Raw genomic sequence first — 26,408 nt, forward strand, 5'->3', positions numbered from 1 at the left:
ATGCGTCCACAATAGGGCTTCCGCAGGCACCGGAAGACCCGCATGGCCGAGTTGATCGAAGCACGCGTCCCCGACATCGGCGGCCACCACGACGTGCCGGTGATCGAACTGCTGGTGCAGCCCGGCGCGCGCGTGGCGCGCGATGCCGGCCTGGTCACGCTGGAATCGGACAAGGCCACCATGGAGGTGCCGGCCCCGGTGGCCGGGGTGGTGCGCGAGCTGAAGGTGCAACTGGGCGACACCGTCAGCGCTGGCAGCCTGGTCGCGCTGATCGAGGCCGAGGCGGCCGCGCCGGCCGCGGCCCCGACGCCCGCACCGGCGCCCGCACCGACGCCGGCGCCCCCGCCCGCCGCCGCTCCCGCCCCTGCGCCTGCCCCTGCCGCGCCGGCGGTATCGGCCCCGATGGGCGCCGGCCTGCCGCCGGTGCGGTTCGAGGCCGAGGCGGTGCTGCCCGAGAAAGTGCCCTACGCCAGCCCGGCGGTGCGCCTGTTCGCGCGCGAGCTGGGGGTGGATCTGGCCCGGGTGCGCGGCAGCGGCCCGCGCGGGCGCATCCTGCGCGAGGACGTGCAGGCCTTCGTGAAGGCGGCGCTGGCCGGCGGCGGTGCGCCCGCGGCCGAGGCGGCAGGCGGCGGACTCAACCTGCTCCCGTGGCCGAAGGTGGATTTCGCCAAGTTCGGCCCGATCCAGACCCGGCCGCTGTCGCGCATCCAGAAGATTTCCGGCGCCAACCTCGCGCGCAACTGGGCGATGATCCCGCACGTCACCCAGCACGACGCCGCCGACATCACCGAGCTGGAGGCGCTGCGGGTCGCGCTCAACGAGGAGAACGCCAAGGCCATCGCGGCGGGCAAGGCCGGCAAGCTCACCCTGCTGGCCTTCCTGATCAAGGCCTGCGTCGCGGCGCTGAAGAAGTTCCCGACCTTCAACGCCTCGCTGGAGGGCGACACCCTCGTCCTCAAGCAGTACTTCCATATCGGCTTCGCCGCCGACACCCCGAACGGGCTGGTGGTCCCGGTGCTGCGCGATGCCGACCAGAAGGGCGTGCTGCAGATCGCGCAGGAAATGGGAGAACTGGCCGCGTTGGCGCGCGAGGGCAAACTCAAGCCCGAGCAGATGCAGGGCGGCTGCTTCACCATCAGTTCGCTGGGCGGGATCGGCGGCACCGCGTTCACCCCGATCATCAACGCGCCGGAGGTGGCCATCCTCGGGGTCTCCAAGTCGGAGATCCGCCCAGTGTGGGACGGCCAGCAGTTCCAGCCGCGGCTGATGCTGCCGCTGTCGCTGAGCTACGACCACCGCGTGATCGACGGCGCCGCCGCGGCGCGCTTCACCAGCTACCTGGCACACCTGCTGGCCGACCTGCGTCGGGCCATGCTCTGACCGACGGAGAAGGCGCATGGCGCAGATCGAAAGCAAGGTGCCCGACATCGGCGGCCACCGCGACGTGCCGGTGATCGAGCTGCTGGTGGCGGTGGGCGACAGCGTGAAGAAGGACCAGGGCCTGGTCACGCTGGAATCCGACAAGGCGACCATGGAAGTGCCGGCGGCCGCCGACGGCGTCATCAAGGCGCTGAAGGTGAAGCTGGGCGATACCGTGTCGGAAGGCAGCGTGATCGCGATCATCGAGGCTGCGGCAGGTGGCGGTGACGTGCAGGCGGCAACCCCCGCCGCGGCGAAGACCGAGGCGCCGGCGGCCGCCGCATCGGCGGCGAAGGCGGAGCCGATGGCGTCCGCCCCGCAGGCCGCCCCGGCCTCGGGCCGCCAGGCCGATATCGCGTGCGCGCTGGTGGTGATCGGCGCCGGCCCCGGTGGCTATACTGCGGCCTTCCGCGCCGCCGATCTCGGGCTCGACACCGTACTGGTCGAGCGCCACGCCACCCTCGGCGGCGTCTGCCTCAACGTCGGCTGCATTCCCTCCAAGGCGCTGCTGCATGCCGCCGACGTGATCGCGCAGGCCGCGCATGCCGGCGACTACGGCGTGGAGTTCGGCAAGCCGAGGATCCACCTCGACAAGCTGCGTGCCTACAAGGACAAGGTGGTCGGCCAGCTCACCCGCGGCCTGGCCGGCATGGCCAAGCAGCGCAAGGTGCGGGTGGTGCAGGGCGTGGCGACGTTCGTCTCCGCGAACGAGCTGGAGATCGCCGCGGCGGACGGCAGCGTCCAGCTGCTGCGCTTCGGCCAGTGCATCATCGCCGCCGGCAGCCAGCCGGTGAAGCTGCCGGGGTTCCCGTGGGGCGATCCGCGCATCATGGATTCCACCGATGCGCTGCAGCTGGCCGAGGTGCCGAAGCGGCTGCTGGTGGTCGGCGGCGGCATCATCGGGCTGGAGATGGCCACCGTCTATCGCGCGCTGGGCGCCGAGGTGACCGTGGTCGAGTTCATGCCGCAGCTGATCCCCGGCGCGGACGCCGATCTGGTCAAGCCGCTGGCCGACCGCCTGAAGCAGCAGGGCGTGGCGATCCACCTCAAGACCCGGGTGGTCGAGGCGAAGGCGCAGAAGAACGGGATCGCCTGCACGTTCGAGGGCGAATCCATCCCGGAGGCTAAGCTGTTCGATCGCGTGCTGGTGGCGGTGGGGCGCAGTGCCAACGGTGGCAAGCTCGGGGCCGAGAAGGCCGGCGTGCGCGTCGGCGAGCGCGGGCTGATCCCGGTGGATGCGCAGATGCGCACGAACGTGCCGCACATCTTCGCCATCGGCGACCTGGTCGGGCAGCCGATGCTGGCGCACAAGGCCACCCACGAGGGCAAGCTGGCAGCCGAAGTCGCCGCCGGCGAAAAGAAGGAGTGGGTGGCGCGGGTGATCCCGAGCGTGGCCTATACCGATCCGGAGATCGCTTGGGTCGGTGTCACCGAGACCGAAGCCAGGGCCAAGGGGCTGAAGGTCGGCGTGGGCAAGTTCCCGTGGGCGGCCTCGGGCCGCGCGATCGGACTGGGGCGCACCGAAGGCTTCACCAAGCTGGTGTTCGACGAAGCCACCCATCGCGTGATCGGCGGCGGGATCGTGGGCGTGCACGCGGGCGAGCTGATCGCCGAGATCGCGCTGGCGATCGAGATGGGCTGCGAGGTCGCGGACATCGGCCACACCATCCATCCGCACCCGACCCTCAGCGAGTCGGTGGGGATGGCGGCGGAAGTGTTCGACGGCACCATCACCGACCTGTACCTGCCGAAGAAGAAGGCGTGAGCCGCCGGCGCGCTCAGGTCGCCAGCAGGCCGCGGCGCTGACGGCGCGCCTCGATCCGCTTCCACACCTTCTCGTGGAAGTGGAACACCACGGTATTGCAAGCGGGTTCGACCAGCGCGATCACGCCGCCGACCAGCCAGTTGCCGGTCAGCAGCCAGCCGACCGTGAAGGCCACGCTGAAATGCAGGACGGCGAAACTCAGGGTCTTGCTCATGGCGGCAGGCTCCCCTGCGGCAGGCAATGCGAGTCGTTTGCATCCTGCGCGGACAGGGATCGACATGTCCAATCCAATCTCGGGATTCGATCGATAGATGGTTTCTATTGATAGCGTCGCGCCCGGCGGCCGGGCGTGCGGCGCAGCGTGCCTGGGCAGCGCGCCGGACCGCGCGGCGGAAGGCCGTCGACGCACCGACGGCAGCCCATTGGCGGATGGCCGCGCCGGCGGCGGGCCCGCCAAGTGGATGCCGCCGGCGGTTGTCGCTCGGAATTCACGGCTGCTATACTTCCCCGGCTGGGCGGTTCACCGCCCAGCGCCGTCATTGCCGATGACATCGGGGTTTCCCACGTGTTGAACACCGCTGCAGCGGGCCGGCGGCAGGCGCTGCGGGTGATGGCCGTGCAGGCCGTCGCCGTGCTGGCGACCGCGGCCGGGTGTCTCCTGCTGGGGGTGCGCGACGCGCTCGCGGTGCTCGCCGGCGGTGGAGCGATGCTCGCCGGCGGCCTGCTGGCGGCGGGGGTCGCCTTCGGGGGCGGCGTGCAGGGCGCCGGTGCGGCGCTGCTGCGGCTGCTGGCGAGCGTGGCGCTCAAGTGGGCGGTGGTCGCTATCGGGCTGTGGCTGGCGATGGCGGTGTGGCGGTTGCCGGCGGTGCCGGCGCTGGCCGGGGCGGCGGTGGCCGCGGCGGCCATGCTCGGTTCCATGAAGTTCGTGATGCAAGGCAGCAGGACGAGGACGATCGCGTGATCCTGGAAGCAATGGGGCGGGCGCCCGAAGGTGGCGAAGGCGGCGGTGGCCTGACCGGCTATATCGTCCACCACCTGACCCACCACACCTGGCAACTGCCGTTCGGCGGCACCCTGCACCTGGACTCGTGGCTGATCGCGCTGGTCCTGGGCCTGCTGGCCTGCTTCCTGTTGTGGACGCAGGCGCGCAAGGCCACCTCCGGCGTGCCGGGCAAGGCCCAGGCCTTCGTCGAACTGGTGGTCGAGTTCGTCGACGCCCAGGTCAAGGACACCTTCCACGGCGACCGCCGCTTCATCGCCCCGCTGGCGCTGACGATCTTCGTCTGGGTCGCCTTCATGAACGCGATGGACCTGCTCCCGCTCGACCTGCCGAGCGCGGTCATCACCGCGGTCGCCGGGCCCGAGGCGGCGCACCACACCTACCTGCGCGTGGTGCCGACCGCCGACGTCAACACCACCTTCGCGCTGTCGGTGACCGTGTTCCTGCTGGTCATCTTCTACTCGATCAAGGCCAAGGGCGGCTGGGGCTTCACCAAGGAGCTGTTCACCGCGCCGTTCCACGCCGAGGGCGCGTTCGGCAAGGTCGTGCTGGCGATCCCGAACCTGTTCCTCAACCTGGTCGAGTACCTGTCCAAGCCGGTCAGCCTCGGCATGCGGTTGTTCGGCAACATGTACGCCGGCGAGCTGGTGTTCATGCTGATCGCCGGGCTGTTCATGTCGTGGGCGACGTTCGTGCCGGGCGTGCTGTTCCAGTCGGCGTGGGCGATCTTCCACATCCTGATCATCCTGCTGCAGGCCTTCATCTTCATGGTGCTCACCATCGTCTACCTGGCGATGGCGCACGAGCACCACTGAGCCTGCGCGACCCGTTCCCCCGTTCCATCCTTCACCACCGTTTCGTACCAACACCGGAGATCCACCATGGAATTCATCGCCAACGTCCAGGCTTTCACCGCCGTCGCCATCGGCATCATCGTCGGCCTGGGTGCGCTGGGCGCCGCCCTCGGCATCGGCGTGATGGGCAGCAAGTTCCTCGAGGCCGCCGCGCGCCAGCCGGAGCTGGTGCCGATGCTGCAGGGCCGCATGTTCCTGCTCGCCGGCCTGATCGACGCGGCGTTCCTGATCGGCGTCGGCGTGGCGATGATGTTCGCGTTCGCCAACCCGCTGCTGGCCGCGGTGCAGGCCGCCACCGGCGCCTGAGCGCGCCGTCCGGCGCGCGCGGCGGGTCCGCGCGCGCCCTGCCCGCCGCGCGGGCGCACCGGCACGTCCGACATGCCAGACGCAGGTAAGACATGAACCCGTCACTGATGACATTCCTCGGCCAGATGATCTCGTTCGCGATCCTCATCTGGTTCACCGTCAAGTTCATCTGGCCGCCGCTGATGCAGGCGATCGAGGAGCGCCAGCGCAAGATCGCCGAGGGCCTGGCCGCGGCCGACCACGCGCAGCGGGACCTGGCGCAGGCGCAGGACAAGGCCGCCGAGGAGCTGAAGGCCGCGCGCGCGCGCGCCAACGAGATCATCGAGCAGGCCCACCAGCGCGCCAACCAGCTGATCGATGCCGCCAAGGGCGAGGCGCTGGCCGAGGCCGCGCGCCTGAAGGCGCAGGCGCAGGCCGAGATCGAAGCCGCCGCCAACCGCGCCAAGGAGGAACTGCGCCAGCAGGTCGCCGCGCTGGCGGTCACCGGCGCGGAACGGGTGATCAAGCGCGAGATCAACGCCGCCGACCAGAAGGCGCTGATCGACGAGCTGGCGGCCCAGCTCTGAGGGCCGCCGCATGAGCCAGGCCGCGACCCTCGCCCGCCCCTACGCCCGCGCCGCGTTCGCGATCGCGCGCGACGCCAGCGCGCTGCCCGCGTGGTCGCAGGCGCTCGCCTTCGCCGCGCGCGTCGCCGCCGACCCGCAGGTCGCCGGGCTGCTCGGGCATCCCCGGTTGACCGCCGACGCGGCGGTGGCGCTGCTGGCCCCGGACGATGCCGCGCCGGCGTTCCGCGATTTCCTCGCCCTGCTGTTCGACAACCGCCGGCTGGCGCTGCTGCCGGAGATCGCCGGCATGTACGACGCCCTGCGCCACGAGTCCGAGCGCACCGTGGTGGCCAAGGTCACCTCCGCCGTCGCCCTGCCGGCGGCCGAGCTGGAGACCCTGCGCGCCGCGCTGCGGCGCCGCCTCGGCCGCGAGGTCGAGATCGAGGCCGCGGTCGATCCGGAGCTGATCGGCGGCGCGCTGATCGACGCCGGCGACGTGGTGATCGACGGCACGGTCAAGGGCAAGCTGGCGCGGCTGCAGGCGGCGCTGACCCACTGATCCTCTCGCACGCATCCAGAACTCGCGCCGGCCCGCGGCCGGCACCAAGGAACCCAAGATGGCCACTTCCACGCTCAACCCGTCCGAAATCAGCGAACTGATCAAGGCCCGCATCGAGAAGGTCAAGCTCGGCGCCGAGGCGCGCAACGAAGGCACCGTGACCTCGGTCTCGGACGGCATCGTGCGCATCCACGGGCTGGCCGAGGTGATGCAGGGCGAGATGGTCGAGCTGCCGGGCAACACCTACGCCCTGGCGCTCAACCTGGAGCGCGATTCGGTCGGCGCGGTGGTGCTGGGCGACTACGAGCACCTGCGCGAGGGCGACATCGCCAAGACCACCGGCCAGATCCTGTCGGTGCCGACCGGCCCCGAGCTGCTCGGCCGGGTGGTGAACGCCCTCGGCGAGCCGATCGACGGCAAGGGCCCGATCGACGCCAAGACCCGCTCCCCGGTGGAGACCATCGCCCCCGGCGTGATCTGGCGCAAGTCGGTCAGCCAGCCGGTGCAGACCGGCTACAAGGCGGTCGACAGCATGATCCCGATCGGCCGCGGCCAGCGCGAGCTGATCATCGGCGACCGCCAGACCGGCAAGACCGCGCTCGCGGTGGACACCATCATCAACCAGAAGCACTCCGGCATTAAGTGCATCTACGTGGCGATCGGGCAGAAGAACTCGACCATCGCCAACATCGTGCGCAAGCTGGAGCAGTACGGCGCGATGGAGTACACCACCGTGGTCGCCGCCTCCGCCTCGGAGTCGGCCGCGATGCAGTACATCAGCGCCTACGCCGGCTGTGCCATGGGCGAGTACTTCCGCGACCGCGGCGAGGACGCGCTGATCATCTACGACGACCTGTCCAAGCAGGCCGTGGCCTACCGCCAGATCTCGCTGCTGCTGCGCCGCCCGCCGGGCCGCGAGGCCTACCCGGGCGACGTGTTCTACCTGCACAGCCGCCTGCTGGAGCGCGCCGCGCGGGTGTCCGAGGACTACGTCGAGAAGTTCACGAATGGCGCGGTGAAGGGCAAGACCGGCTCGCTGACCGCGCTGCCGATCATCGAGACCCAGGCCGGCGACGTGTCCGCGTTCGTGCCGACCAACGTGATCTCGATCACCGACGGCCAGATCTTCCTGGAGACCGACCTGTTCAACGCCGGCATCCGCCCGGCGGTGAACGCCGGCATCTCGGTGTCGCGCGTGGGCGGCGCGGCGCAGACCAAGATCATGAAGAAGCTGTCCGGCGGCATCCGCATCGCGCTGGCGCAGTACCGCGAGCTGGCGGCGTTCGCGCAGTTCGCCTCCGACCTCGACGACGCCACCCGCAAGCAGCTCGAGCGCGGCCAGCGCGTGACCGAGCTGATGAAGCAGAAGCAGTACGCGCCGATGTCGGTGGCGCAGCAGGCGCTGTCGATCTACGCGGTGGACAAGGGCTACCTGGACGACGTGCCGGTAGGCAAGGTGCTGGCGTTCGAGGCCGGGCTGCAGGCGCACTTCGCCAATACCGCCGCCGAGCTGATGCAGAAGATCGACGCCAGCGGCGACTGGAACGACGAGATCGAGGCCGCGTTCAAGCGCGGGATCGAGGACTTCAAGGCCACCGGCAGCTGGTAAGCGCAGCCGCGGCGCGGGGCCCCCGCGCCGCCGGACCACCACGACGAGACGAGCATGGCAGGCGGACGCGAAATCAAGACGAAGATCAAGAGCGTGCAGAACACCCGCAAGGTGACCCGCGCGCTGGAGATGGTCTCGGCCTCCAAGATCCGCAAGGCGCAGGACCGGATGAAGGCCTCGCGTCCGTACGCGCGGGCGATGAAGCAGCTGATCGGGCACCTGGCGCAGGCGCACTCGGAGTACCGCCATCCGTTCCTGGTCGAGCGCGCGCAGGTGCGCCGGGTCGGCTACGTGATCGTGTCCTCCGACCGCGGCCTCGCCGGCGGCCTCAACAACAACATGTTCCGCAAGCTGCTGGCCGAGTTCCGCGCCCTGCAGCAGCAGGGCATCGAGGTGGACGTGGTCACCATCGGCCAGAAGGCCTCGGTGTTCTTCCGCCGGATCAAGGTCGGGATGCTGGCCTCGGTCACCCATCTCGGCGACGCCCCGCGGCTGGAGCAGCTGGTCGGCGTGATCAAGACGATGGTGGACGCCTACACCACCGGCGCGGTCGACAAGGTGTTCCTCGCCTACAACGACTTCGTCAACACCATGACCCAGCGCGCCACCTTCGAGCAGCTGCTGCCGCTGCCGGCGGCGGACAGCCCGCTGGCGCGCCACGACTGGGACTACATCTACGAGCCGGACGCCGAGACCGTGCTCGACCACGTGCTCAACCGCTACGTGGAGTCGCTGGTCTACCAGGCGGTGCTGGAGAACGTCGCCTCCGAGCACGCCGCGCGCATGGTCGCGATGAAGGCCGCCAGCGACAACGCCACCAAGCTGATCGGCACCCTCAACCTCGTCTACAACAAGGCGCGGCAGGCGGCGATCACCCAGGAAATCTCCGAAATCGTGGGCGGCGCGGCCGCGGTCTGACCCGCACGCGACGCTCGATCATAGACACAGCGTTACCAAGAGGCTAGGGCAATGAACCAGGGCAAGGTCGTTCAGATCATCGGCGCGGTCGTCGACGTCGAATTCCCGCGCGAGAACGTGCCGAAGGTGTACGACGCGCTGAAGGTGCACGGCACCGACATCACGCTGGAGGTGCAGCAGCAGCTGGGCGACGGCGTGGTGCGCACGATCGCGCTGGGCTCCACCGACGGCCTCAAGCGCGGCCTGGTGGCCGAGAACACCGGCCGCGCGATCGCGGTGCCGGTGGGCAAGGGCACCCTCGGCCGGATCATGGACGTGCTCGGCAACCCGATCGACGAGGCTGGCCCGGTCAAGGCCGACACCACCTGGGAGATCCACCGCCCGGCCCCGAGCTACGAGGACCAGGCCGCGACCACCGAACTGCTGGAGACCGGCATCAAGGTGATCGACCTGATGTGCCCGTTCGCCAAGGGCGGCAAGGTCGGCCTGTTCGGCGGCGCCGGCGTCGGCAAGACCGTCAACATGATGGAGCTGATCAACAACATCGCCACCGAGCACAGCGGCCTGTCGGTGTTCGCCGGCGTCGGCGAGCGCACCCGCGAGGGCAACGACTTCTACCACGAGATGCAGGAGTCGGGCGTGGTCAACGTGCAGGAGCACGAGAAGTCGAAGGTGGCGATGGTGTACGGCCAGATGAACGAGCCGCCGGGCAACCGCCTGCGCGTCGCCCTGACCGGCCTGACCATGGCCGAGTACTTCCGCGACGAAGGCCGCGACGTGCTGCTGTTCATCGACAACATCTACCGCTACACCCTGGCCGGCACCGAGGTGTCCGCGCTGCTGGGGCGCATGCCGTCGGCGGTGGGCTACCAGCCGACCCTGGCCGAGGAGATGGGCGTGCTGCAGGAGCGCATCACCTCGACCAAGACCGGTTCGATCACCTCGATCCAGGCGGTGTACGTGCCGGCGGACGACCTCACCGACCCGTCGCCGGCGACCACCTTCGCCCACCTCGACGCGACCGTGGTGCTCTCGCGCCAGATCGCCTCGCTCGGCATCTACCCGGCGGTGGATCCGCTGGACTCCACCAGCCGCCAGCTCGACCCGAACGTGATCGGCAACGAGCACTACGAGACCGCGCGCCGGGTCCAGGCCACCCTGCAGAAGTACAAGGACCTCAAGGACATCATCGCCATCCTCGGCATGGACGAGCTGTCCGAGGAGGACAAGCTGGTGGTGGCGCGCGCGCGCAAGATCGAGCGCTTCTTCAGCCAGCCGTTCCACGTGGCCGAGGTGTTCACCGGCAGCCCGGGCAAGTACGTGCCGCTGAAGGAGACCATCCGCGGCTTCAAGGGCATCGTCGACGGCGACTACGACCACCTGCCGGAGCAGGCCTTCTACATGGTCGGCACCATCGACGAGGCGGTCGAGAAGGGCAACAAGCTGCTGGCGGCGGCCTAACCTGCGCCGCGCGCCGGCAGGCGCGCGGACACGAGGAACAGCGACATGAGCAGCACCATCCGTTGCGACATCGTCAGCGCCGAGGCCGAGATCTTCCACGGCGAGGCTGAGCTGGTGGTCGCCACCGGCGAGCTCGGCGAGCTCGGCATCGCCCCGCGCCACGCGCCGCTGATCACCCGGCTCAAGCCGGGCAAGGTCGTGGTCACCCTTCCCGGCGGCGACAAGCTCGACTTCGCCATCTCCGGCGGCATCCTCGAGGTGCAGCCCTCGGTGGTGACCGTGCTGGCCGACACCGCCGTGCGCGCCGACGAGATCGACGAGGCGGCGGTGCGCGCGGCCAAGGAGGAAGCCGAGCGCATCCTCGCCCGCCGCGGCGAGGCCATGGAGATCGCCGAGGCGCAGAAGCGCCTGGCCGAGGTCACCGCGCAGCTGCAGGCGCTCGAGCGCCTGCGCAAGAACCTCAAGCACTGACCGCGCCGGCGCCGCCCGCGCGTTCCCGCAACGCCGGCCCCGGGCCGGCGTTTGCATGTGCGCCCGCGACGCCCGCGGGGCTGGCTCAGTGCCGGTGGTAGACCCAGTGGCGCGAGACCAGGAACCCCATGCCGCCGGTCAACGCGTCCGCGCCGGGCTTGAACAGCTGCGCCGCGCGCAGGCCGAGGTGGGTGTCGATCAGGCCCACGATCAGGGTGTTGAGCGCGGTCAGTGCGATCCACATGGTGATGAAGCGCAGCAGCTGGCGGCGCCCGACCGTGGTGTGCTCGGCGGCGAAGGTCCAGGTGCCATTGAGCCAGAACCCGATCAGGGCGGCCACCAGGCGGCCGATCACGTTCGCCGGCTCCACCGGCATGACCCATTCGCTGAGCACCAGCATCAGGCCGTATTCGATCAGCCACTGCAGCACGCCGATCGCGGCGTAGCCGCCGAGCTGTCGTTTCAGGCTCATGGGTGCGCATTCTCGGGCATCCGCGCCGGCGCGGCTAGAATGCCGCAAGCTCCCGAGGGAACCGCCGATGAGCGCGCCGCTGCACGTGATCGTCCTCGCCGCCGGCGAGGGCAAGCGCATGAAATCCGACCTGCCCAAGGTGCTGCACCGTATCGGCGGGCAGCCGATGCTGGCGCACGTGCTGGCCACCGCGCGCGCGCTGGCACCGGCCGGCGTGCACGTGGTGTACGGGCATGGCGGCGCGCAGGTGCGCGCGGCGTTCGCCGGCCAGCCAGACCTGCACTGGGCCGAGCAGGCGTGCCAGCTCGGCACCGGGCATGCGGTGCAGCAGGCGCTGCCGGCCATCCCCGCCGGGGCGCGGGTGCTGGTGCTGTACGGCGACGTGCCGCTGATCACGCCCGAGACCCTGCACCGGCTGCTGGCCAGCGCGCGGCCGCTGGCGGTGCTCGCCGCCGAGCTGTACGATCCCAGCGGCTATGGCCGGATCGTGCGCGATGCCGAGGGCCATGTCGCCGCGATCGTGGAGCACAAGGACGCCGATCCCGAGCAGCGCCGCATCCGCCTGGTGAACACCGGGGTGATCGCCGCCGACGGCGACGCCCTGCGCCGCTGGCTGCAGGGGCTGCGCAACGACAACGCGCAGGGCGAGTACTACCTGACCGACGTGTTCGCCGCGGCCGCGCGCGAGTTCGCCGCGGCCGAGGTGGTGGTGGTCGAGGACCCGCTGGAGACCGAAGGGGCGAACGATCCCTGGCAGCTGGCGCAGCTGGAGCGCGCCTACCAGCGCCGGCAGGTGCGCGCGCTGTGCGCGCAGGGCGCGCGCGTGGCCGATCCGGCGCGGATCGACATCCGCGGCGCGGTGCGCGTCGGGCGCGACGTCGAGCTCGACGTGGACGTGGTCCTGGAGGGCGAGGTCGAACTCGGCGACGGCGTGCGCATCGGACCGTTCTGCCGTCTGCGCGACGTGCGCATCGGCGCCGGCAGCGAGGTCCGCGCGCATTGCGACCTCGACGGCGCGCGCCTCGGCGCCGACGCGGTGGTCGGCCCGTTCGCGCGCCTGCGCCCCGGCAGCGTGCTGGCCGACGGCGCCCACGTCGGCAATTTCGTGGAGACCAAGAACGCGCGCATCGGCGCGGGCAGCAAGGCCAACCACCTGACCTACCTCGGCGATGCCGAGATCGGTGCGGGCGCCAACATCGGCGCCGGCACCATCACCTGCAACTACGACGGCGCCAACAAATGGACCACCGTGATCGGCGACGGCGCCTTCATCGGCTCCAACAGCGCGCTGGTGGCGCCGGTCACGATCGGTGCCGGGGCCACCATCGGCGCCGGCTCGGTGATCGGCAAGGACGCGCCGGCCGGCAAGCTCACGGTGGCGCGCGCGCGGCAGGTGACGGTCGAGGGCTGGCAGCGGCCGGTGAAGCGCGACGCCAAGGCATAGTCCGGCGGCGGATGGGGTGGCTGGGTAAAATCGCGGCAACGCAAGGAGCCAGCAAGCATGTGTGGAATCGTCGGTGCGGCCGCGAGCCGCGACGTGGTGCCGTTCCTGGTCGATGGCCTCAAGCGCCTGGAGTACCGCGGCTATGACTCCGCCGGGATCGCGGTGGTGGCCGGCGAAGATGTGCGCCGCGTGCGCCGCACCGGGCGCGTGTCCGAGCTGGAGGCGGCGGCCGCGGCGGAGGGCCTGCACGCCCCGCTCGGCATCGGCCACACCCGCTGGGCGACCCACGGCGGCGTCACCGAATCCAACGCGCATCCGCACATCAGCGTCGGCGAGCTGGCGTTGGTCCACAACGGCATCATCGAGAACCACGAGCAGCAGCGGCAGCGCCTGCAGGCGCTCGGCTATGCCTTCGAGTCGCAGACCGATACCGAGGTGGTGGCGCACCTGATCCACCACTACCGCGCGCAGGGCGCCAGCCTGCTCGGCGCGCTGCAGCGCGCGGTCAAGGAGCTGCACGGCGCCTATGCGCTGGCGGTGATCGACCGCCGTGACCCCGGCGTGCTGGTGGCCGCGCGCATGGGCTGTCCGCTGCTGGTGGGGCTGGGCGAGGGCGAGAACTTCGTCGCCTCGGACGTGTCCGCGATCGTGTCCGCGACGCGCCGGGTGATCTACCTGGAGGAGGGCGACACCGCGCAGGTCACCCGCGACGCGGTGCAGGTGTACGACGCCGGCGACGCGCCGGTGGTGCGCGAGGTACATGTCTCCGACGTGTCGCTGGCCTCACTCGAACTGGGCCCGTACCGGCACTTCATGCAGAAGGAGATCCACGAGCAGCCGCGCGCGCTCGGCGACACCCTGGAGGGCATCGTGGACGCCGGTGGGTTCGACCCCGCGCTGTTCGGCAAGGACGCGGCCGAGGTGCTGGCCGACGTGGAGTCGGTGCAGATCCTCGCCTGCGGCACCAGCTACTACGCCGGGCTGGTCGCGCGCTACTGGATCGAGGCGATCGCCGGGCTGCCGTGCGCGGTGGACATCGCCAGCGAGTACCGCTACCGCCCGGTCGCAGCGACGGCGCGCCAGCTGGTGGTCACCATCTCGCAGTCGGGGGAGACGCTGGACACCCTGGAGGCGCTCAAGTACGCCGGCAGCCTGGGCCTCGTGCGCACGCTGGCGATCTGCAACGTGCCCGAGAGCGCGATCCCGCGCGCCAGCCGGCTGGTGTTCTACACCCGTGCCGGGGCCGAGATCGGGGTGGCCAGCACCAAGGCGTTCACCACCCAGCTGGTCGCGCTGTTCGCGCTGACCTGCGTGCTGGCGCGCCTGCGCGGGCGGATCGACGCGGCGCAGGAGGCGGCCTACCTCGACGAACTGCGCCACCTGCCGGGCAGCGTGCAGCACGCGCTCAACCTGGAGCCGCAGATCGCGCTGTGGGCGGAACAGTTCGCGCCGCGCCAGCACGCGCTGTTCCTCGGCCGCGGCATGCACTACCCGATCGCGCTGGAGGGGGCGCTCAAGCTCAAGGAGATCTCCTACATCCACGCCGAGGGCTACCCGGCCGGGGAGCTCAAGCACGGCCCGCTGGCGCTGGTGGACGAGCAGATGCCGGTGGTGGTGATCGCGCCCAACGACGCCTTGCTGGAGAAGGTCAAGTCCAACATCCAGGAAGTGCGCGCGCGCGGCGGCCAGATGTATGTGTTCGCCGACGCCGACAGCCACTTCGGCCCGTCCGAGCAGGTGCAGGTGATCCGCACCCCGCGCCACGTCGGCACCCTGTCGCCGATCGTGCACGCGATCCCGGTGCAACTGCTTGCCTACCACGTGGCGCTGGCGCGCGGCACCGACGTGGACAAGCCGCGCAACCTCGCCAAGTCCGTCACCGTGGAGTGAGCATGACCCTCGACTGGCTCGGGCCGCTGGCGATCGTCCCGACCGCGTTCGCCGCACTGATGCCGGTGGTCAACCCGTTTGGCACCGCCCTGATCATCCTCGGCATGGTCGGCAGCCAGCCGGAGGCGGTCTACCGGCAGCTCGCGGCCAAGGTCACCGTGCTGATGCTGGTGTACGTGGCGGTGGTGATCCTGATCGGGCAGTGGCTGCTGCACTTCTTCGGCATCTCGCTGCCGGTGATGCAGGTCGGCGGCGGCCTGACCCTGGCGGCGATGGGCTGGCGCACGCTCGCCGGCGGGCAGTCGGCGGCCGGCGGCAACGGCAATGGCGCCGCCGCGGACGCGCGCAGCATCCTCGACAATGCCTTCTACCCCTACACGTTCCCGCTCACCGTCGGCCCCGGGACGATGGTGGTGCTACTGACCCTGTCGGCGCACGCGACCCGCGGGCACGCGCTGACCACCCTGCTCTCGCACGCGGGCATCTTCGTCGGGGCGATGCTGCAGGCGGGCCTGGTGTACGTCTGCTACCGCTATGCGCCGAAGCTGGCGCAGCGCCTGTCGCCCAGCGCGGTCAATGCGATCCAGCAGCTGATGGCCTTCATCCTGCTGTGCATCGGCGGCCAGATCGCCTGGGGCGGGGTGGCCGGCCTGGCACACGAACTGCAGGGCGCGCCGGCGGCCACGGCCGCGGTGCTCTGGGAGGACCTGCCCGCGGCGGTGCGGCACGGCTGAGGGCGCTTCCGCGGGCGCGCGTCAGCTGCGCTTCGCGTTGCGCCGGGCCGGGGTCAGTGCGGCAGCTTCTTCTGCAGCAGGCCGTAGGCGAGCGTGCCCGCGAGCGCGGACAGCAACGTGACGGCCACGATCCCGTAGCCGGCGCCGATCTGCGCGTACAGCGGGCCCGGGCAGGCGCCGGTGGCGCCCCAGCCGAGGCCGAACAGCAGCCCGCCGTAGATTTGGCCGCGGTTGAACTGCTTCTCGCCGATCCGGATCGGGCTGCCGTCGCTGCAGCAGGCGCGGCAGCGGCGCAGCGCCCAGATGCCCGCCATCGCCACCAGGATCGCGCTGCCGATGATCCCGTACAGGTGGAAGGACTGCAGCCGGAACATCTCCTGGATGCGGTACCAGTCGGCGACCTGGCCCTTGAGCAGCAGGATCCCGAACACGGTGCCGAGGCCGAGGTAGGCCAGGCTGCGCAGCAGGTTGCCGGCGGCGGTGGGGGTGGGCGTCGCGTTCATGCCAGTCGCATCACCAGCGGCAGGATCAGCCAGGTCATCAGGAAGCCGCCCGCCAGGAACATCAGGGTGGCGATCAGCGAGGCGCGCTGCAGGCTGGCGATGCCCATGATCGCGTGGCCGCCGGTGCAGCCGCCGGCCCAGCGCGCGCCGAAGCCGAGCAGGAAGCCGCCGACCACGGTCACCAGCAGGGTGGGCAGGGTCAGCAGGCGGTGCCAGTCGAACAGGTCCGGCGGCAACAGGCGGCCGGGATCGACCGCGATCCCGAGGCGGCCGAGGTCGGCCACCAGCGCCGGTGCCAGCGCATGCCCGTTGGTGGGGTCGAGCCAGCGCATCGCGAGGTAGCCGCCGAGCGCGATCCCGGCCACGAACAGCAGGTTCCAGCGCTCGGCCTTCCAGTCGTAGTGGAAGTAGGCGGGTCCGTTCGGCAGCGCCGCTGCGCACAGGTGCCGGAACGAGGAGGAGATGCCGAAGGCACGGTTGCCGACCAGCAGCAGGGCCGGGACCATCAGGCCGATCAGCGGCCCGGTGACGTACCAGGGCCAGGGCTGGCGCAGGAATTCGAGCAGGGTCATCGCCGCGGGGATCGAACGGGGGCGGTGGACGCGGGCCCGCGCATGGCGGGCCCGCGGGTGCCAGGCATCACTTCCAGGCGTACTGGATGCCGATAGCGTTCTGGTACATCGAGATCTCCTCCTGCCCGGCGGGCATGCCGCCCATGAACACCGGCAGGATCGAGGCCCCCTTCACCGACTGCTTGAAGGCGTGCATGTATGCGACCGTGACCTCGCCGCCGCCGTCGGTGACGTAGGTCATGCCCAGGGTGGCATGGTCGGTGATCACGCCCGGGGCGAGGATGTTGAAGGTGACGTTGGCCGGGGTGATCGGGTTCTTGCTGTGGTTGTAGCCGCCGCGCACGGTCAGGCGGTCGTTGACCGCGTAGTCCACGCCGAGCTTGACCACGTCCACGTCGCGCCAGCCGAAGCCCGGGCCGGACGGGTTGCCGAGCGGGAACGGCACCAGGCTCGGGTTGCCGATCGAGCGCACCTTGCCGTAGTTGATCCGGTTGTAGTCGAGTGAGACGGTGGTCGCCGGCATCGGCTTGAACGCCACGCCGACCCCGTAGTTCTCCGGGATGTCGAAATCGCCGCTGCCGGCGAACAGGCCCTGGTACTTCTTGAAGCGGCTCATCTTGACCTTCGACGAGTAGGTCACGCCGAGCGAGAAGCCGTCGCCGAAGCGGCCGAGGTAGCCGACCCGCACGCCGACGCCGGAGCTGGTGTCGTAGCCGCGGTTGGTCAGGTTGCCGGGCGACTGCGAGATCATCGAGAACGCCTGCAGGCCCTCGGCCTTGAAGCGCTGCCACACGATCTGCGGGGCGATGCCGAGCGAATGCTCCGGGGTGAGCGCGTAGGACAGGGTCGGGGCGATCACCAGCTGCGACAGGTCCACGCCGAGGGTGCCCATGCCGCAGAGCATGTTGGCCGCGCCCATGCCGCAGTTGAAGCCGCCGCTGCTGTAGGTGGTGTTCATGCCGCCGTTGCCGTATACGGTCACGCCGAGCGCGAGGTCGTCGGAGGCCATGTGGTTGTAGCCGAACTCCGGCACCGGGAACAGCGTCTTGCTGCTCTTGCTGCTGCCGTCGAGGCCGGGGCCAAGCCCGCTGCGGCTGGCCTTGCGCTCGGGCATGAACAGGTCGACACCGGCCTCGATGCGGTTGCCGGCGCGCACCATCGAGGCGGGGTTGTTGGCGCCGCCGAAGGCGTCGTCGGCCAGCGCCAGCGAGGCGCCGCCGCGGCCCTTGGCCTTCATGCCGTAGCCGTGCGAGAAGTAGCCGTCGGTGGCGGCGGCGGGCAGGGCGATGCAGGCGAGCGCGGCACCGGCCAAGGCCAGGGCGAGGCGGTGGCGGCGCGGTTGCATGGCACGTTGCGATTGCTGCGGTTGATGCATGGACCCCTCCGGAAAGCTGCGTTGCGTGATGTGTGGTGTGTGCGTGCGCCCCTCTGGCCGTGGCCGCGCCGGTGGCCGGTTTGCAGTCCGGACGGTCCGCGGCGACACTTCCACGCGGCGACACGATCACATACCCTCAGGGGTGTCCACAACTACTTCCGTGCGTGCGGCGCAACATAAGGACTACCTAATGAACGAAGAACAGGAGCGCCGCCGGCGCCTGCTGGTCCGGCTGGCCCGCATCGAAGGACAGGTGCGCGGCATCCGCACGATGATCGAATCCGACGCCGGCTGCGAGGAGGTCGCGGTGCAGTTGACCGCCGCGCGGCGCGCGCTCGACCGCGCGTTCTACGACATGCTCGCCTGCACCCTGATCAACCATGTCGAGGCCTCGCACGACATGGACGAGGTGCGCGCCTCCACCAACGAACTGGCGCGGCTGCTGGCGAAGTTCGGTTGAGCGCGGGCGCCCGCGTGCGGTGCGGCCGTCACTTGCCGAGCAGCTCCTGCTCCATCTGCAGGTAGACGTTGTAGGCGTTGTTGCGGTTGGCCACGTCGAACGTCGGCTCGGCCGCGAACTTGCTCCAGTCGACCTTGGCGTAGGCCTCGTCGAACGGCACGAAGTCGCGCGCGGCCTGTCCCATCTGCGTGCGCAGGAAGGTGATGTAGTCGCGGGTGAGGGTGGCGTCGCGCACCGGGTCGCGCGACACCGGGCCGTGCCCCGGCACCATCACCTTCGGTTGCAGCGCCAGCACCTTGTCGATCGCCTTGAGCCAGGAGCGGGTATCGGCATCGCCGATGAACGGCACCCGCCCGGCGTAGACCACGTCGCCGGAGTAGAGCACGCCGTCCTCCACCACCAGCAGCGCGGTGTCTTCCGGGGTGTGCGCCGGGCCGACGTGGCGCAGGCGGAAGTGCAGCTGCCCCATCTGGAAGTCGACGTCGCTGTCCAGCCATACGTCGACCGTGGGCAGGGTGAAGGCTTTGCCCAGCCACGGCCCGATCAGCGCTTTGCGCTCGGCCAGGCGCTCGCGCGCGGCGTCCGAGTGCAGGTACTCGCGGATGCCGCTGTTGGCCCAGACCTGGGCCCCGACTGCCTTGAACGCGGGGATGCCGTAGAAGTGGTCGGCGTGGAAGTGGCTGAGGATGACCAGCTTGATCGGCTCGCGGGTGCGCTTGCGGATCTGTGCGATCAGCTGCTCGCCGAGCGCCGGCGAGCCCAGGGTGTCGAACACCACCACGCCATCGCCGGTGACGACGAACCCGGCGTTGGCGATGAAGCCTTGGTTCTGGCGGGTCGCCTCGTCCAGTACGCCCTGCACGTAGTAGGTGTGCGGGCCGACCTGCTGCACCTGCATCGGCACGCTGCTACGCGCCCAGTCGCCCGCATAGGCGGTGTAGACGGCGACCCAGAACAGCAGCCCGGCCAGCAGCAGCAACGCCAGCAGTTTGAGGTGCTTGCGCAGATGCTCCATGCGGCGGTCGGCTCAGGCCCCGATGCCGGGGTTGCCCTGCATCCCGACCAGGGTCGGGATGCTCGGGGTGATCGGCTTGACCGCACCGTGCCCGCGCAGGTGGCGCGCGACCACGTCCCAGATCGCTTCGCCCTCGATGCCGTCGCCCACCGGCGCCCAGCCGGCGACCTTGTAGGTCTTGTTGGGGTCGATCGGCTTGCCGCCCAGGCGCATGTCGCTGATGCGCTGGCCGGACTCGGCGTTCGGGCTGCAGGTGTAGGTCATGCCGCCGACGCGCACCATGTCCCCGCCCTGCTGGTAGTAGGGGTCGGGGTTGAAGATGTTGTCGCACACGTCCTCCAGGATCGCCTTGATCTGGGTCCCGGTGAACTGGTTGACGGTGACCTGTGGGTAGGTGATCGCGGTCTGGTCGAGCACGCGTTCCATCGTGATCGGATCGCCCGGCAGCAGGGTGGTGCCCCAGCGGAAGCCCGGCGAGAACGCGATCTGCGCGTCCTTCTCCTTCAGCAGCGCCTGCAGGATCAGCTGGTCGAAGCTGCCGTTGAAGTTGCCGCGCCGGAACAGCAGGCCGTCGGTAGTGGCCAGCACTTCGTCCAGTTTGTCCGCATGCGGCTTGCGGTGGCGCTCGATCAGCGCGGCCATCGCCGGGTCCGGCGCCAGCAGGTTGGAGAACACCGGCAAGAGCTTGTAGCGCCAGTCGCGCACCTTGCCGTCCTTGACCTCGAAGTCGAGCACGCCGAGGTACTTGCCATTGCTGCCGGCGTTGGTCACCAGGGTCTGGCCGCCGCTGTTCTTCACGATCACCGGCTGCGGCACGCCGTCGTGGGTATGGCCGCCGAGGATGGCGTCCAGCCCGTGCACGCGCGAGGCCAGCTTGAGGTCCACGTCCATGCCGTTGTGCGAGATCAGCACCACGACCTGGGCGCCCTTCTTGCGCACCTCGTCGATGACCTGCTGCAGGTGGTCGTCCTGGATGCCGAAGCTCCAGTCGGCCACGAACCGGCGCGGATGCGCGATCGGGGTGTAGGGGAAGGCCTGGCCGATCACCGCCACCGGCACGCCGTTGACCTCGCGCAGGCTGTAGTTGGGGAACACCTGGTCGCCGAAGTCGGTGGTCACCACGTTCTGGGCGACGAAGTCGACCTTGCCCTGCTTGAGCGGGCCGTCCACCAGTTCCTTCACCCGCTCCATGCCGTAGGTGAACTCCCAGTGGCCGGTCATCACGTCCACCCCGAGCGCGACCTGGGCGTCGACCATGTCCTGCCCGCGCGTCCACAGCGACAGGCCCGAGCCCTGCCAGGTGTCGCCGCCGTCCAGGAGCAGCGCGCCCGGCCGCTCCGCGCGCAGCTGCTTGACCAGGGTGGCCAGGTGCGCGTAGCCGCCGACCTTGCCGTAGCGGCGCGCGGCCTCGGTGAAGTCCAGGTAGGTGAAGGCGTGCGCGTCGCGGGTGTTCGGCGCCATCCGGTAGTACTTCAGGAACGCCTCGCCGACCAGGTGCGGCGGCTGCCCGGCCATGCTTGCGACGCCGATGTTGTACTGCGGCTCGCGGTAGTAGATCGGGGTCAGCTGCGCATGGCTGTCGGTCATGTGCAGCAGGCTGACGTTGCCGAACCGCGGCAGGTGGTAGAACTCGCTGCCATCGCCGTGCGCGAACGCGCGGCGCGATGCCAGCGGCAGCCCGGCGGCGGCCGCGATGGCCAGCATCTGCAGGAATTCTCGGCGGTTGACGCTCATGCGGCGGCCTCGGTGCGGTTGCGCGGCGGGATCACTGGTTGACGGGCGAGTCGGGGTCGAACAGCAGGGCCATCACGTCGCGGATCTGCTGCTCGGTGAGGATGCCCATGTGCCCGAAGCGCGGCATGTTGGAGCAGACCATCATGCCCTTGGTGTCGTAGATCTTGCCCCAGGTGTACTTGAGGATGGCTTCGGACTGGCCGCGCAGCTTGCCGTAGTTGTACAGCGACGGGCCGAGGGTGCCGTAGGCGACCTCGTCCTTGGCCAGCTGGTGGCAGGCGTAGCAGTTGCCGCCGGAGGGCACGTTGGGATCGTCGGAGTACTGCTTGCCGAAGCCGTCCTGCGCGATCTTCTCGCCCTGCTTCCAGTCGCCCAGGTACTTGCCGTCGGCCGGGTACCGGATCGCGGCCTGGTTGCGCTCCATCAGCTTGCGCACGATCGCCGGCGGCGGGTCGTCGGGGGCGTACAGCGAGCACTCGGCCTGGGTGTAGTCCTGCTTGAGCCGGTCCATCCCGGCCTGGCCGTGCGGCTTGAACGAGCGCAGCATGGCCTGGTAGGCCAGCGCGTTGCGGTCGGGCTTGCCCGCCTTGGCCGGCGCGGCGGGCTTGGCGGCCGGCTTGGCGGCGGCGGTGTCCTTGCCGGCGGCCAGCAGCATCGGAGTGGCAGCGGCGAGCAGCAGCGGAACGACGGCGATCATCAGGCGCTTCATGGCGGCGGCTCCTCAACGCTTCAGGCCGGGGGCGGCCATCACGCCGCCTTCGGCGTTCTTGGCCAGGAACAGGGTGAGGGCGATCGGCACCTCGGAGGCGTAGATCATTTCCGGCAGGCGCTGCTGGCGGAAGCAGTCGCCGAGGCGCCATTCGAGGGTGCGCACCTCGCCCTGCGAGACGCGATAGGCCGGCCAAGTGGTCATCGCCTCCTTGGCGCCGTCGGCGGCGGCCAGGTCCGGCAGCTGCTGCAGGCGGATGCGCTTGCCCTCCTGGCTGTGGCAGGTGCTGCAGCCGAAGTCGTGGGTGCCGGCGCGGTAGTAGAACAGCGCCTTGCCCAGCGCGTAGGCCTGCTTCTCCTTGGGATGGGTGAGCGCGACCTTGATCGGCATCCCGCGCGACTGGTCGGCGATGTAGGCCGCCAGCGCCTCGATGTCGGACTTGTTGTCGCCGTCGCCGAAGCGGTGCGCGAGCAGGGTGTCGCGGTCCAGGCCCTGGTCGCGCACCATGCAGGTCAGCAGGCGCGAGTCCAAGTCCTCGACCTTGTCGCTGTCCTTGAAGTAGCGCGGCAGCTGCGCGTAGGCGCCCTTGACCACGCCCTTGCCGAGGCCGAGGTCGCAGACCGCGGCCAGCGCCACGTTCTTCGGCCCGCGCGGCTGCTCCCACAGGTCCTTGCCGCGGCTCTGCCACAGTTCGGCGGGGTTGTCGTCGCCGAACATGGCGCGGTATTCGGCCACCGGGTCGTCCTTGGCCGACTGCGCGTAGGCCAGGGTGGCGGCGGCGCCCAGCCCGAGGGCCAGCCCGACGGCGGTGCGGATCGCGGTCTTGGTCAGTTTCATGCGTGCGTCCTCTTGCGGGTGGCCGGCGCGGCGGCCCGGGGCGGCCCTGCGCCGGGGCGGGTCAGGGCTTGATGTAAGCGTACCCTTCGCGGAACTGTAGGCGGGCGATCTCGGCCACGCCGGACGGCACCACCTGCAGCCCGTCGATCAGCTGCTTCGGCTCGAGCGCCAGGGCCTTGAGGGTGTTGGCACAGACCTCGAAGCGCACCCCGCGCCCCTGCAGGTCTTCGACCATCAGCTCGAGCGGATAGCCGCCGGGGGTCTGGGTGCCCTGTTTGAACGCGGTCACCGCCTTGCCATTGGCCACCACCACGATCTGCGCCTGCGGATCGGCGTCGAGGTGGTTGCGGATGTTGTTGATCCCGTGCACGACCTGGTCGAGGTCGCGGTCGAAGTGGTAGACCACCCGCACCGGGGCGGGTGTCGGCGCGGCAGCGGCGGCCGGCTCGGCGGCCTGCGCGGGCAGGGTGGGCAGCATCGCGAGCAGGCTGGCGGCGAGCAGGAAGGCGGGCGTGCGCATGCGGGTCGGGATCAGGGGACGTGCCGGCCCGCACGGCGCGGGCCGGCAGGGCCGGGTCAGCTGATGGTCGCCTCGTCGGTGCGGGTGTCGCCCGCGGTGTCGGTCCAGGTCACGCTGATCTTGTCGCCCGCCTTCGGGCCCTTGAAGCGGAACGCCAGGAACGGGTTCTTCGATACCGCCGGGCCCCAGTCCGCGCTCAGCACGGTCTTGCCGTTCCAGGTCGCGGTCACCTTCTCGATGAACATCGCCGGCACCAGCTTGCCGCTGGCGTCCTTGCGCTGGCCGGTCTCCATCGGGTGCGACATCAGGATCTTCACTTCGGCCACGTCACCGTTCATGGTGGCGCGGATTCGCATCGGGTCTGCCATGGTCTCTCTCCGGGAAGTCGTAAGTCGCAATCAGCCGCCGCAGCCGCCGAGGGTCACCTTCACCACCTGGTCGGTGTAGAAGTAGCCCTGGTCGGTCTGCACCAGCGCGTACAGCTTGGAGGTCTCGGCGACCTTGACGCGGGTGGAGATGTACGGTTCGGTCCCGTCCGGGATCTGGAACTCGGCCGACAGCGCGTGCGGGTTCTTCTCCGAGAGGATCGCGATCATCTTGGTGCCCGGCAGCTTGCTGGTGATCTCCACCGGCACGGTGGCGCCGTTCTCGGCGATCTCCGGGGCCTTGAGCACGATTTGGTCGGACTTCTGCGCGGCGTTGCCGCCCAGGGCCTTGACCACCTCGTCGAGGGTCTTGCCCTTGAACGCGGCGCGGTTCTCGACGAACTCGGCCGCCAGCGCGGAGACCGGCACCAGGCCGGCCGCGGCCATGGCCAGCAGGGCGGCGCCACCGGCGCTGGTCTTGAGGAAATGTCTGCGGGTGTACTGCATGGAACGCTCCTGGGCGATGGGTGCTGGGGTCGGAGGGGAAGGGGCTTACTTGTCCGGGGCGCCGGCCAGCAGCCACTTGACGATGGTGTCGAGATCGCCGGCGGACAGGTTGGGCTGCGGTGGCATCGGCACCTGGCCCCAGACGCCGCTGCCGCCCTCGTGGATCTTCTGGTGCAGGTGCTTGCTCGCGGCCTCGGGGTCGGCCTTGTACTTCTCGTAGACCATGCGGAAGCCGGGGCCGACCACGGCCTCCTTCAGGCCGTGGCAGGCGGTGCAGCCGTTGTCCTGCACCAGCTGCCAGCCCTTGGCATCCCCGCCGCCCTCGGCGCTGGCGGTTGCCGCCGCGCTCGCCGGCGGGGCCTGGGTGTTCATGGTGTAGAGCGGATTGAAGTTGTCGCGGATGTCGCCGTACATGCTCTCGACGAAGCCGTCGGGCAGGCGCGCGGTCACCTTCACGTCCTTGGCGCAATCCTTCATGCAGGCCGTGTTGTGGGTGTCCGGCTTGCCGTCGATCTTCATCAGGCCTTCGAACAGGACGTACTTGGTCGCCGCCGGCATCTCGACCTTGGGCAGGGTGTCCTTGTTGGCGACGAAGTCGGCCGGCACCCGGTCGTTGAGGTTCAGCACGTAGGCCGCGATCGCATAGACCTCGTTCGGGCTGAGCGACTTCGAGTGCGGGTAGGGCATCGCCCGGTTGATGTAGTCGTACAGGGTCGGCGCGGCGTTGAGATGCTTGCCGACGGTGCGGTCGCCGCCGCCGGCGATCGGGATGTAGTTGCTGCTCTCGCCGAAGGTGCCGTGGCACATGGCGCAGTGCTTCTCGTACAGGCCCTCGCCCTCGGAGACCGAGCCCTGGCCGGCCGGCAGACCGGTGCCGTCGGCGAGCACCTCGATGTCCCAGCCGGCGATCTCCTGCGGGGTCGCGGTGCGGCCGAGGCGGTAGTTGTTGGCGGCGGCGACCCCGGTGCCGAGGGCCAGGGCGATCGCGGCGACGATGGCGATGCGGTCAAACTTCGACATTGTGGACCTTCCCCTGTTCGTCGACCAACCAGGTCTGGATGGCGTTGAAGTGGTACACCGAGTTGGTGCCGCGCACCGCCCGCAGCTGCTGCACGGTGGGCTGCACGAAGCCGGTCTCGTCGATGCAGCGGCTCTGCAGCAGCGCCGGGCTGCCGTCCCACCACCAGTCGAGGCGGAAGCGGGTCAGCGCCTTGCTCAGCACCGGCTCCTGCAATTGCGCGGTCTTCCAGTTCTTGCCGCCGTCGGTGGACACGTCCACCCGCTTGATCTTGCCGCGCCCGGACCAGGCCAGGCCGGTGATCTGGTAGTAGCCGCCCTTGTCCAGGAGTTGCTGGCCGCCGGACGGCGAGGTGATGACCGACTTGGCCTCCTGGATCCAGGTGTACTGGCGGGTGGTGCCGTCCGGCATCATGTCGGAGTACTGCAGGGTCTCCTCGCGGGTGTTGAACGGCACTTCGCTCAGCTTGATCCGGCGCAGCCACTTGACGTTGGAGACGCCCTGCACGCCCGGCACCAGCAGGCGCAGCGGATAGCCCTGCTCGGGGCGCAGCATCTCGCCGTTCTGGCCGTACACCACCAGCACGTCGCGCAGGGCGAAGTCCATCGGGATGGTGCGGGTCATGGCGGCGCCGTCGGCGCCCTCGGCCAGCAGGTACTTGGCGCGCTTCACATCCGCGCCGACGTCCTCCAGCAGCACCGCCAGCGGCACCCCGGTCCATTCCGCGCAGGAGAGCATGCCGTGGGTGTACTGCACGGTCGGCACCGCGGGGTTGGCCCATTCCATCGCCGAATTGGCGCCGCACTCGATGAAGTGGATCCGCGAGACCGACGGGAAGCGCATGATGTCTTCCATCGTGTAGATCTTCGGGTTCTTCACCAGGCCCGGGAAGCCGTGGATGATCAGCCGGTGGTCGTAGGGATTGATGTCCGGGCGGCCGTTGTGGTCGCGCTCGAAGAACAGGCCGTTGGCGGTGATGATGCCGAACGAGTTCTGCAGCGGGGTGAACACCACCGAGGAGGTGTCGGTCGGGGTCAGGCCCGGGCTCTGGCGGCGGATGTTGTAGGCCTCGTAACGCGAGGGCTCGCCGTAGCCGACCTTCACCGGCTTGCCGAGCGCCTTCGACCATTCCGGCACGTTCGGCGGCAGGTTCTTCGGGTTGGAGGCCGGCGGTATGCCCTTGTCCTGCGCCAGCACGCCGCCGCCCATGCCCGCGGCGGCCACGCCGGCGGCGCCGGCGAGGAGCTTCTTGATGGCGTCGCGGCGTGCCACCTTGGGCACGGTGAGGAAGTTTTCCGGCGCCGGGATCAGGCGACCCGGGGTCTGCGAAGGTTGGTCCACGGTAC

The 26,408-nt window shown here is 70.0% G+C and carries 29 protein-coding genes; 15 read left to right on the top strand and 14 right to left on the bottom strand.

The genetic code is table 11. The features are described 5' to 3' along the window. The first annotated feature begins 42 nt into the window (after nt 1-42). Together aceF and lpdA are read left to right on the top strand one after the other, a co-directional pair. Nucleotides 43-1,380, top strand: coding sequence for a dihydrolipoyllysine-residue acetyltransferase (gene aceF, locus ML340_RS01075; protein WP_240095773.1), 1,338 nt, complete (start codon nt 43-45; stop codon nt 1,378-1,380). A 16-nt stretch (nt 1,381-1,396) separates the two neighbouring features. Beyond that, the gene (lpdA, locus tag ML340_RS01080; RefSeq protein WP_240095774.1) at nt 1,397-3,184 is read left to right on the top strand and encodes a dihydrolipoyl dehydrogenase; all 1,788 of its coding nucleotides are present in this window, start codon (nt 1,397-1,399) and stop codon (nt 3,182-3,184) included. A 13-nt stretch (nt 3,185-3,197) separates the two neighbouring features. Here the strand turns inward: lpdA and ML340_RS01085 are convergent, their stop codons facing one another. Next, nucleotides 3,198-3,398, bottom strand: a complete 201-nt coding sequence (locus tag ML340_RS01085) for a DUF2061 domain-containing protein (RefSeq protein WP_240095776.1) — start codon at nt 3,396-3,398, stop codon at nt 3,198-3,200. 354 nt (nt 3,399-3,752) lie between these two features. Here ML340_RS01085 and ML340_RS01090 point away from each other — a divergent pair, with 354 nt between their 5' ends. The 9 genes from ML340_RS01090 (at nt 3,753) to ML340_RS01130 (ending at nt 10,907) form a co-directional block, all read left to right on the top strand. Then, nucleotides 3,753-4,145, top strand: a complete 393-nt coding sequence (locus tag ML340_RS01090) for a hypothetical protein (protein WP_240095778.1) — start codon at nt 3,753-3,755, stop codon at nt 4,143-4,145. A gap of 11 nt (nt 4,146-4,156) precedes the next feature. Then, nucleotides 4,157-4,999 carry a F0F1 ATP synthase subunit A gene (gene atpB, locus ML340_RS01095; protein WP_240096221.1) on the top strand — a complete coding sequence of 281 codons (843 nt, stop codon included), beginning with the start codon at nt 4,157-4,159 and terminating at the stop codon, nt 4,997-4,999. Between the two features lie 66 nt (nt 5,000-5,065). Next, nucleotides 5,066-5,344, top strand: a complete 279-nt coding sequence (atpE, locus tag ML340_RS01100; protein WP_240095780.1) for a F0F1 ATP synthase subunit C — start codon at nt 5,066-5,068, stop codon at nt 5,342-5,344. 92 nt (nt 5,345-5,436) lie between these two features. Further along, nucleotides 5,437-5,910: a F0F1 ATP synthase subunit B gene (locus tag ML340_RS01105; RefSeq protein WP_240095782.1), complete on the top strand. Its 474-nt coding sequence runs from the start codon at nt 5,437-5,439 to the stop codon at nt 5,908-5,910. A 10-nt stretch (nt 5,911-5,920) separates the two neighbouring features. Next, the gene (locus ML340_RS01110; RefSeq protein ID WP_240095784.1) at nt 5,921-6,448 is read left to right on the top strand and encodes a F0F1 ATP synthase subunit delta; all 528 of its coding nucleotides are present in this window, start codon (nt 5,921-5,923) and stop codon (nt 6,446-6,448) included. A gap of 58 nt (nt 6,449-6,506) precedes the next feature. Further along, nucleotides 6,507-8,057, top strand: coding sequence for a F0F1 ATP synthase subunit alpha (gene atpA, locus ML340_RS01115; RefSeq protein ID WP_240095786.1), 1,551 nt, complete (start codon nt 6,507-6,509; stop codon nt 8,055-8,057). 54 nt (nt 8,058-8,111) lie between these two features. Beyond that, on the top strand, nt 8,112-8,975 hold the full coding sequence (gene atpG / locus ML340_RS01120; protein WP_240095788.1) for a F0F1 ATP synthase subunit gamma: 864 nt from the start codon (nt 8,112-8,114) through the stop codon (nt 8,973-8,975). A gap of 51 nt (nt 8,976-9,026) precedes the next feature. After that, the gene (gene atpD / locus ML340_RS01125) at nt 9,027-10,436 is read left to right on the top strand and encodes a F0F1 ATP synthase subunit beta (RefSeq protein WP_240095790.1); all 1,410 of its coding nucleotides are present in this window, start codon (nt 9,027-9,029) and stop codon (nt 10,434-10,436) included. A gap of 45 nt (nt 10,437-10,481) precedes the next feature. Continuing rightward, nucleotides 10,482-10,907, top strand: coding sequence for a F0F1 ATP synthase subunit epsilon (locus ML340_RS01130; RefSeq protein ID WP_240095792.1), 426 nt, complete (start codon nt 10,482-10,484; stop codon nt 10,905-10,907). An 85-nt stretch (nt 10,908-10,992) separates the two neighbouring features. On the opposite strand, the gene ML340_RS01135 is transcribed toward ML340_RS01130, so the two are convergent. Then, on the bottom strand, nt 10,993-11,379 hold the full coding sequence (locus ML340_RS01135) for a GtrA family protein (RefSeq protein WP_240095794.1): 387 nt from the start codon (nt 11,377-11,379) through the stop codon (nt 10,993-10,995). Between the two features lie 67 nt (nt 11,380-11,446). On the opposite strand from ML340_RS01135, the gene glmU reads away from it, so the two are divergent. From glmU to ML340_RS01150, 3 genes are read left to right on the top strand one after another with little or no spacing between them, the layout of a single operon-like run. Beyond that, entirely contained in the window at nt 11,447-12,823 is a 1,377-nt protein-coding gene (glmU, locus tag ML340_RS01140; RefSeq protein ID WP_240095796.1) for a bifunctional UDP-N-acetylglucosamine diphosphorylase/glucosamine-1-phosphate N-acetyltransferase GlmU, read from the top strand. A 57-nt stretch (nt 12,824-12,880) separates the two neighbouring features. Then, nucleotides 12,881-14,713 (top strand): glutamine--fructose-6-phosphate transaminase (isomerizing), encoded by a 1,833-nt coding sequence (gene glmS / locus ML340_RS01145; protein WP_240095798.1) that lies wholly within the window; start codon nt 12,881-12,883, stop codon nt 14,711-14,713. 2 nt (nt 14,714-14,715) lie between these two features. Further along, the gene (locus ML340_RS01150) at nt 14,716-15,447 is read left to right on the top strand and encodes a MarC family protein (RefSeq protein ID WP_240095800.1); all 732 of its coding nucleotides are present in this window, start codon (nt 14,716-14,718) and stop codon (nt 15,445-15,447) included. Nucleotides 15,448-15,500: 53 nt separating this feature from the next. On the opposite strand, the gene ML340_RS01155 is transcribed toward ML340_RS01150, so the two are convergent. The 3 genes from ML340_RS01155 to ML340_RS01165 all read right to left on the bottom strand — a co-directional run bounded on the left by ML340_RS01155 (nt 15,501) and on the right by ML340_RS01165 (nt 17,867). Further along, the gene (locus tag ML340_RS01155) at nt 15,501-15,950 is read right to left on the bottom strand and encodes a DUF6691 family protein (protein WP_240095801.1); all 450 of its coding nucleotides are present in this window, start codon (nt 15,948-15,950) and stop codon (nt 15,501-15,503) included. Further along, nucleotides 15,947-16,522 (bottom strand): YeeE/YedE family protein, encoded by a 576-nt coding sequence (locus ML340_RS01160; RefSeq protein ID WP_240095803.1) that lies wholly within the window; start codon nt 16,520-16,522, stop codon nt 15,947-15,949. Before ML340_RS01160 ends, ML340_RS01155 begins: the two co-directional genes overlap by 4 nt. Before the next feature lie 67 nt (nt 16,523-16,589). Continuing rightward, a complete protein-coding gene (locus ML340_RS01165) occupies nt 16,590-17,867 on the bottom strand; it encodes an OmpP1/FadL family transporter (protein ID WP_240095805.1) in 1,278 nt (425 codons plus the stop codon). Nucleotides 17,868-18,087: 220 nt separating this feature from the next. Here ML340_RS01165 and ML340_RS01170 point away from each other — a divergent pair, with 220 nt between their 5' ends. Next, nucleotides 18,088-18,357, top strand: a complete 270-nt coding sequence (locus ML340_RS01170) for a metal-sensitive transcriptional regulator (RefSeq protein WP_240095807.1) — start codon at nt 18,088-18,090, stop codon at nt 18,355-18,357. 28 nt (nt 18,358-18,385) lie between these two features. Here ML340_RS01170 and ML340_RS01175 read toward each other — a convergent pair whose 3' ends face one another. The 9 genes from ML340_RS01175 to soxC all read right to left on the bottom strand — a co-directional run bounded on the left by ML340_RS01175 (nt 18,386) and on the right by soxC (nt 26,403). Beyond that, the gene (locus ML340_RS01175; RefSeq protein ID WP_240095809.1) at nt 18,386-19,372 is read right to left on the bottom strand and encodes an MBL fold metallo-hydrolase; all 987 of its coding nucleotides are present in this window, start codon (nt 19,370-19,372) and stop codon (nt 18,386-18,388) included. A gap of 12 nt (nt 19,373-19,384) precedes the next feature. Further along, nucleotides 19,385-21,106 (bottom strand): thiosulfohydrolase SoxB, encoded by a 1,722-nt coding sequence (gene soxB / locus ML340_RS01180; protein ID WP_240095811.1) that lies wholly within the window; start codon nt 21,104-21,106, stop codon nt 19,385-19,387. Nucleotides 21,107-21,137: 31 nt separating this feature from the next. After that, entirely contained in the window at nt 21,138-21,815 is a 678-nt protein-coding gene (gene soxX, locus ML340_RS01185) for a sulfur oxidation c-type cytochrome SoxX (RefSeq protein ID WP_240095813.1), read from the bottom strand. 12 nt (nt 21,816-21,827) lie between these two features. Next, a complete protein-coding gene (soxA, locus tag ML340_RS01190; RefSeq protein WP_240095815.1) occupies nt 21,828-22,652 on the bottom strand; it encodes a sulfur oxidation c-type cytochrome SoxA in 825 nt (274 codons plus the stop codon). A gap of 61 nt (nt 22,653-22,713) precedes the next feature. After that, nucleotides 22,714-23,172 carry a DsrE family protein gene (locus ML340_RS01195; protein ID WP_240095817.1) on the bottom strand — a complete coding sequence of 153 codons (459 nt, stop codon included), beginning with the start codon at nt 23,170-23,172 and terminating at the stop codon, nt 22,714-22,716. A 56-nt stretch (nt 23,173-23,228) separates the two neighbouring features. Beyond that, nucleotides 23,229-23,540: a thiosulfate oxidation carrier complex protein SoxZ gene (soxZ, locus tag ML340_RS01200; protein ID WP_240095819.1), complete on the bottom strand. Its 312-nt coding sequence runs from the start codon at nt 23,538-23,540 to the stop codon at nt 23,229-23,231. 30 nt (nt 23,541-23,570) lie between these two features. After that, on the bottom strand, nt 23,571-24,044 hold the full coding sequence (gene soxY / locus ML340_RS01205; RefSeq protein ID WP_240095821.1) for a thiosulfate oxidation carrier protein SoxY: 474 nt from the start codon (nt 24,042-24,044) through the stop codon (nt 23,571-23,573). A gap of 45 nt (nt 24,045-24,089) precedes the next feature. Continuing rightward, entirely contained in the window at nt 24,090-25,064 is a 975-nt protein-coding gene (locus ML340_RS01210; RefSeq protein ID WP_240095823.1) for a c-type cytochrome, read from the bottom strand. Then, entirely contained in the window at nt 25,051-26,403 is a 1,353-nt protein-coding gene (gene soxC / locus ML340_RS01215) for a sulfite dehydrogenase (protein ID WP_240095825.1), read from the bottom strand. The genes ML340_RS01210 and soxC overlap by 14 nt, the downstream gene beginning before the upstream one ends. Nucleotides 26,404-26,408 lie beyond the last annotated feature (5 nt).

This window comes from Thermomonas flagellata, from assembly GCF_022419185.1.
Lineage (GTDB): Bacteria > Pseudomonadota > Gammaproteobacteria > Xanthomonadales > Xanthomonadaceae > Thermomonas > Thermomonas flagellata.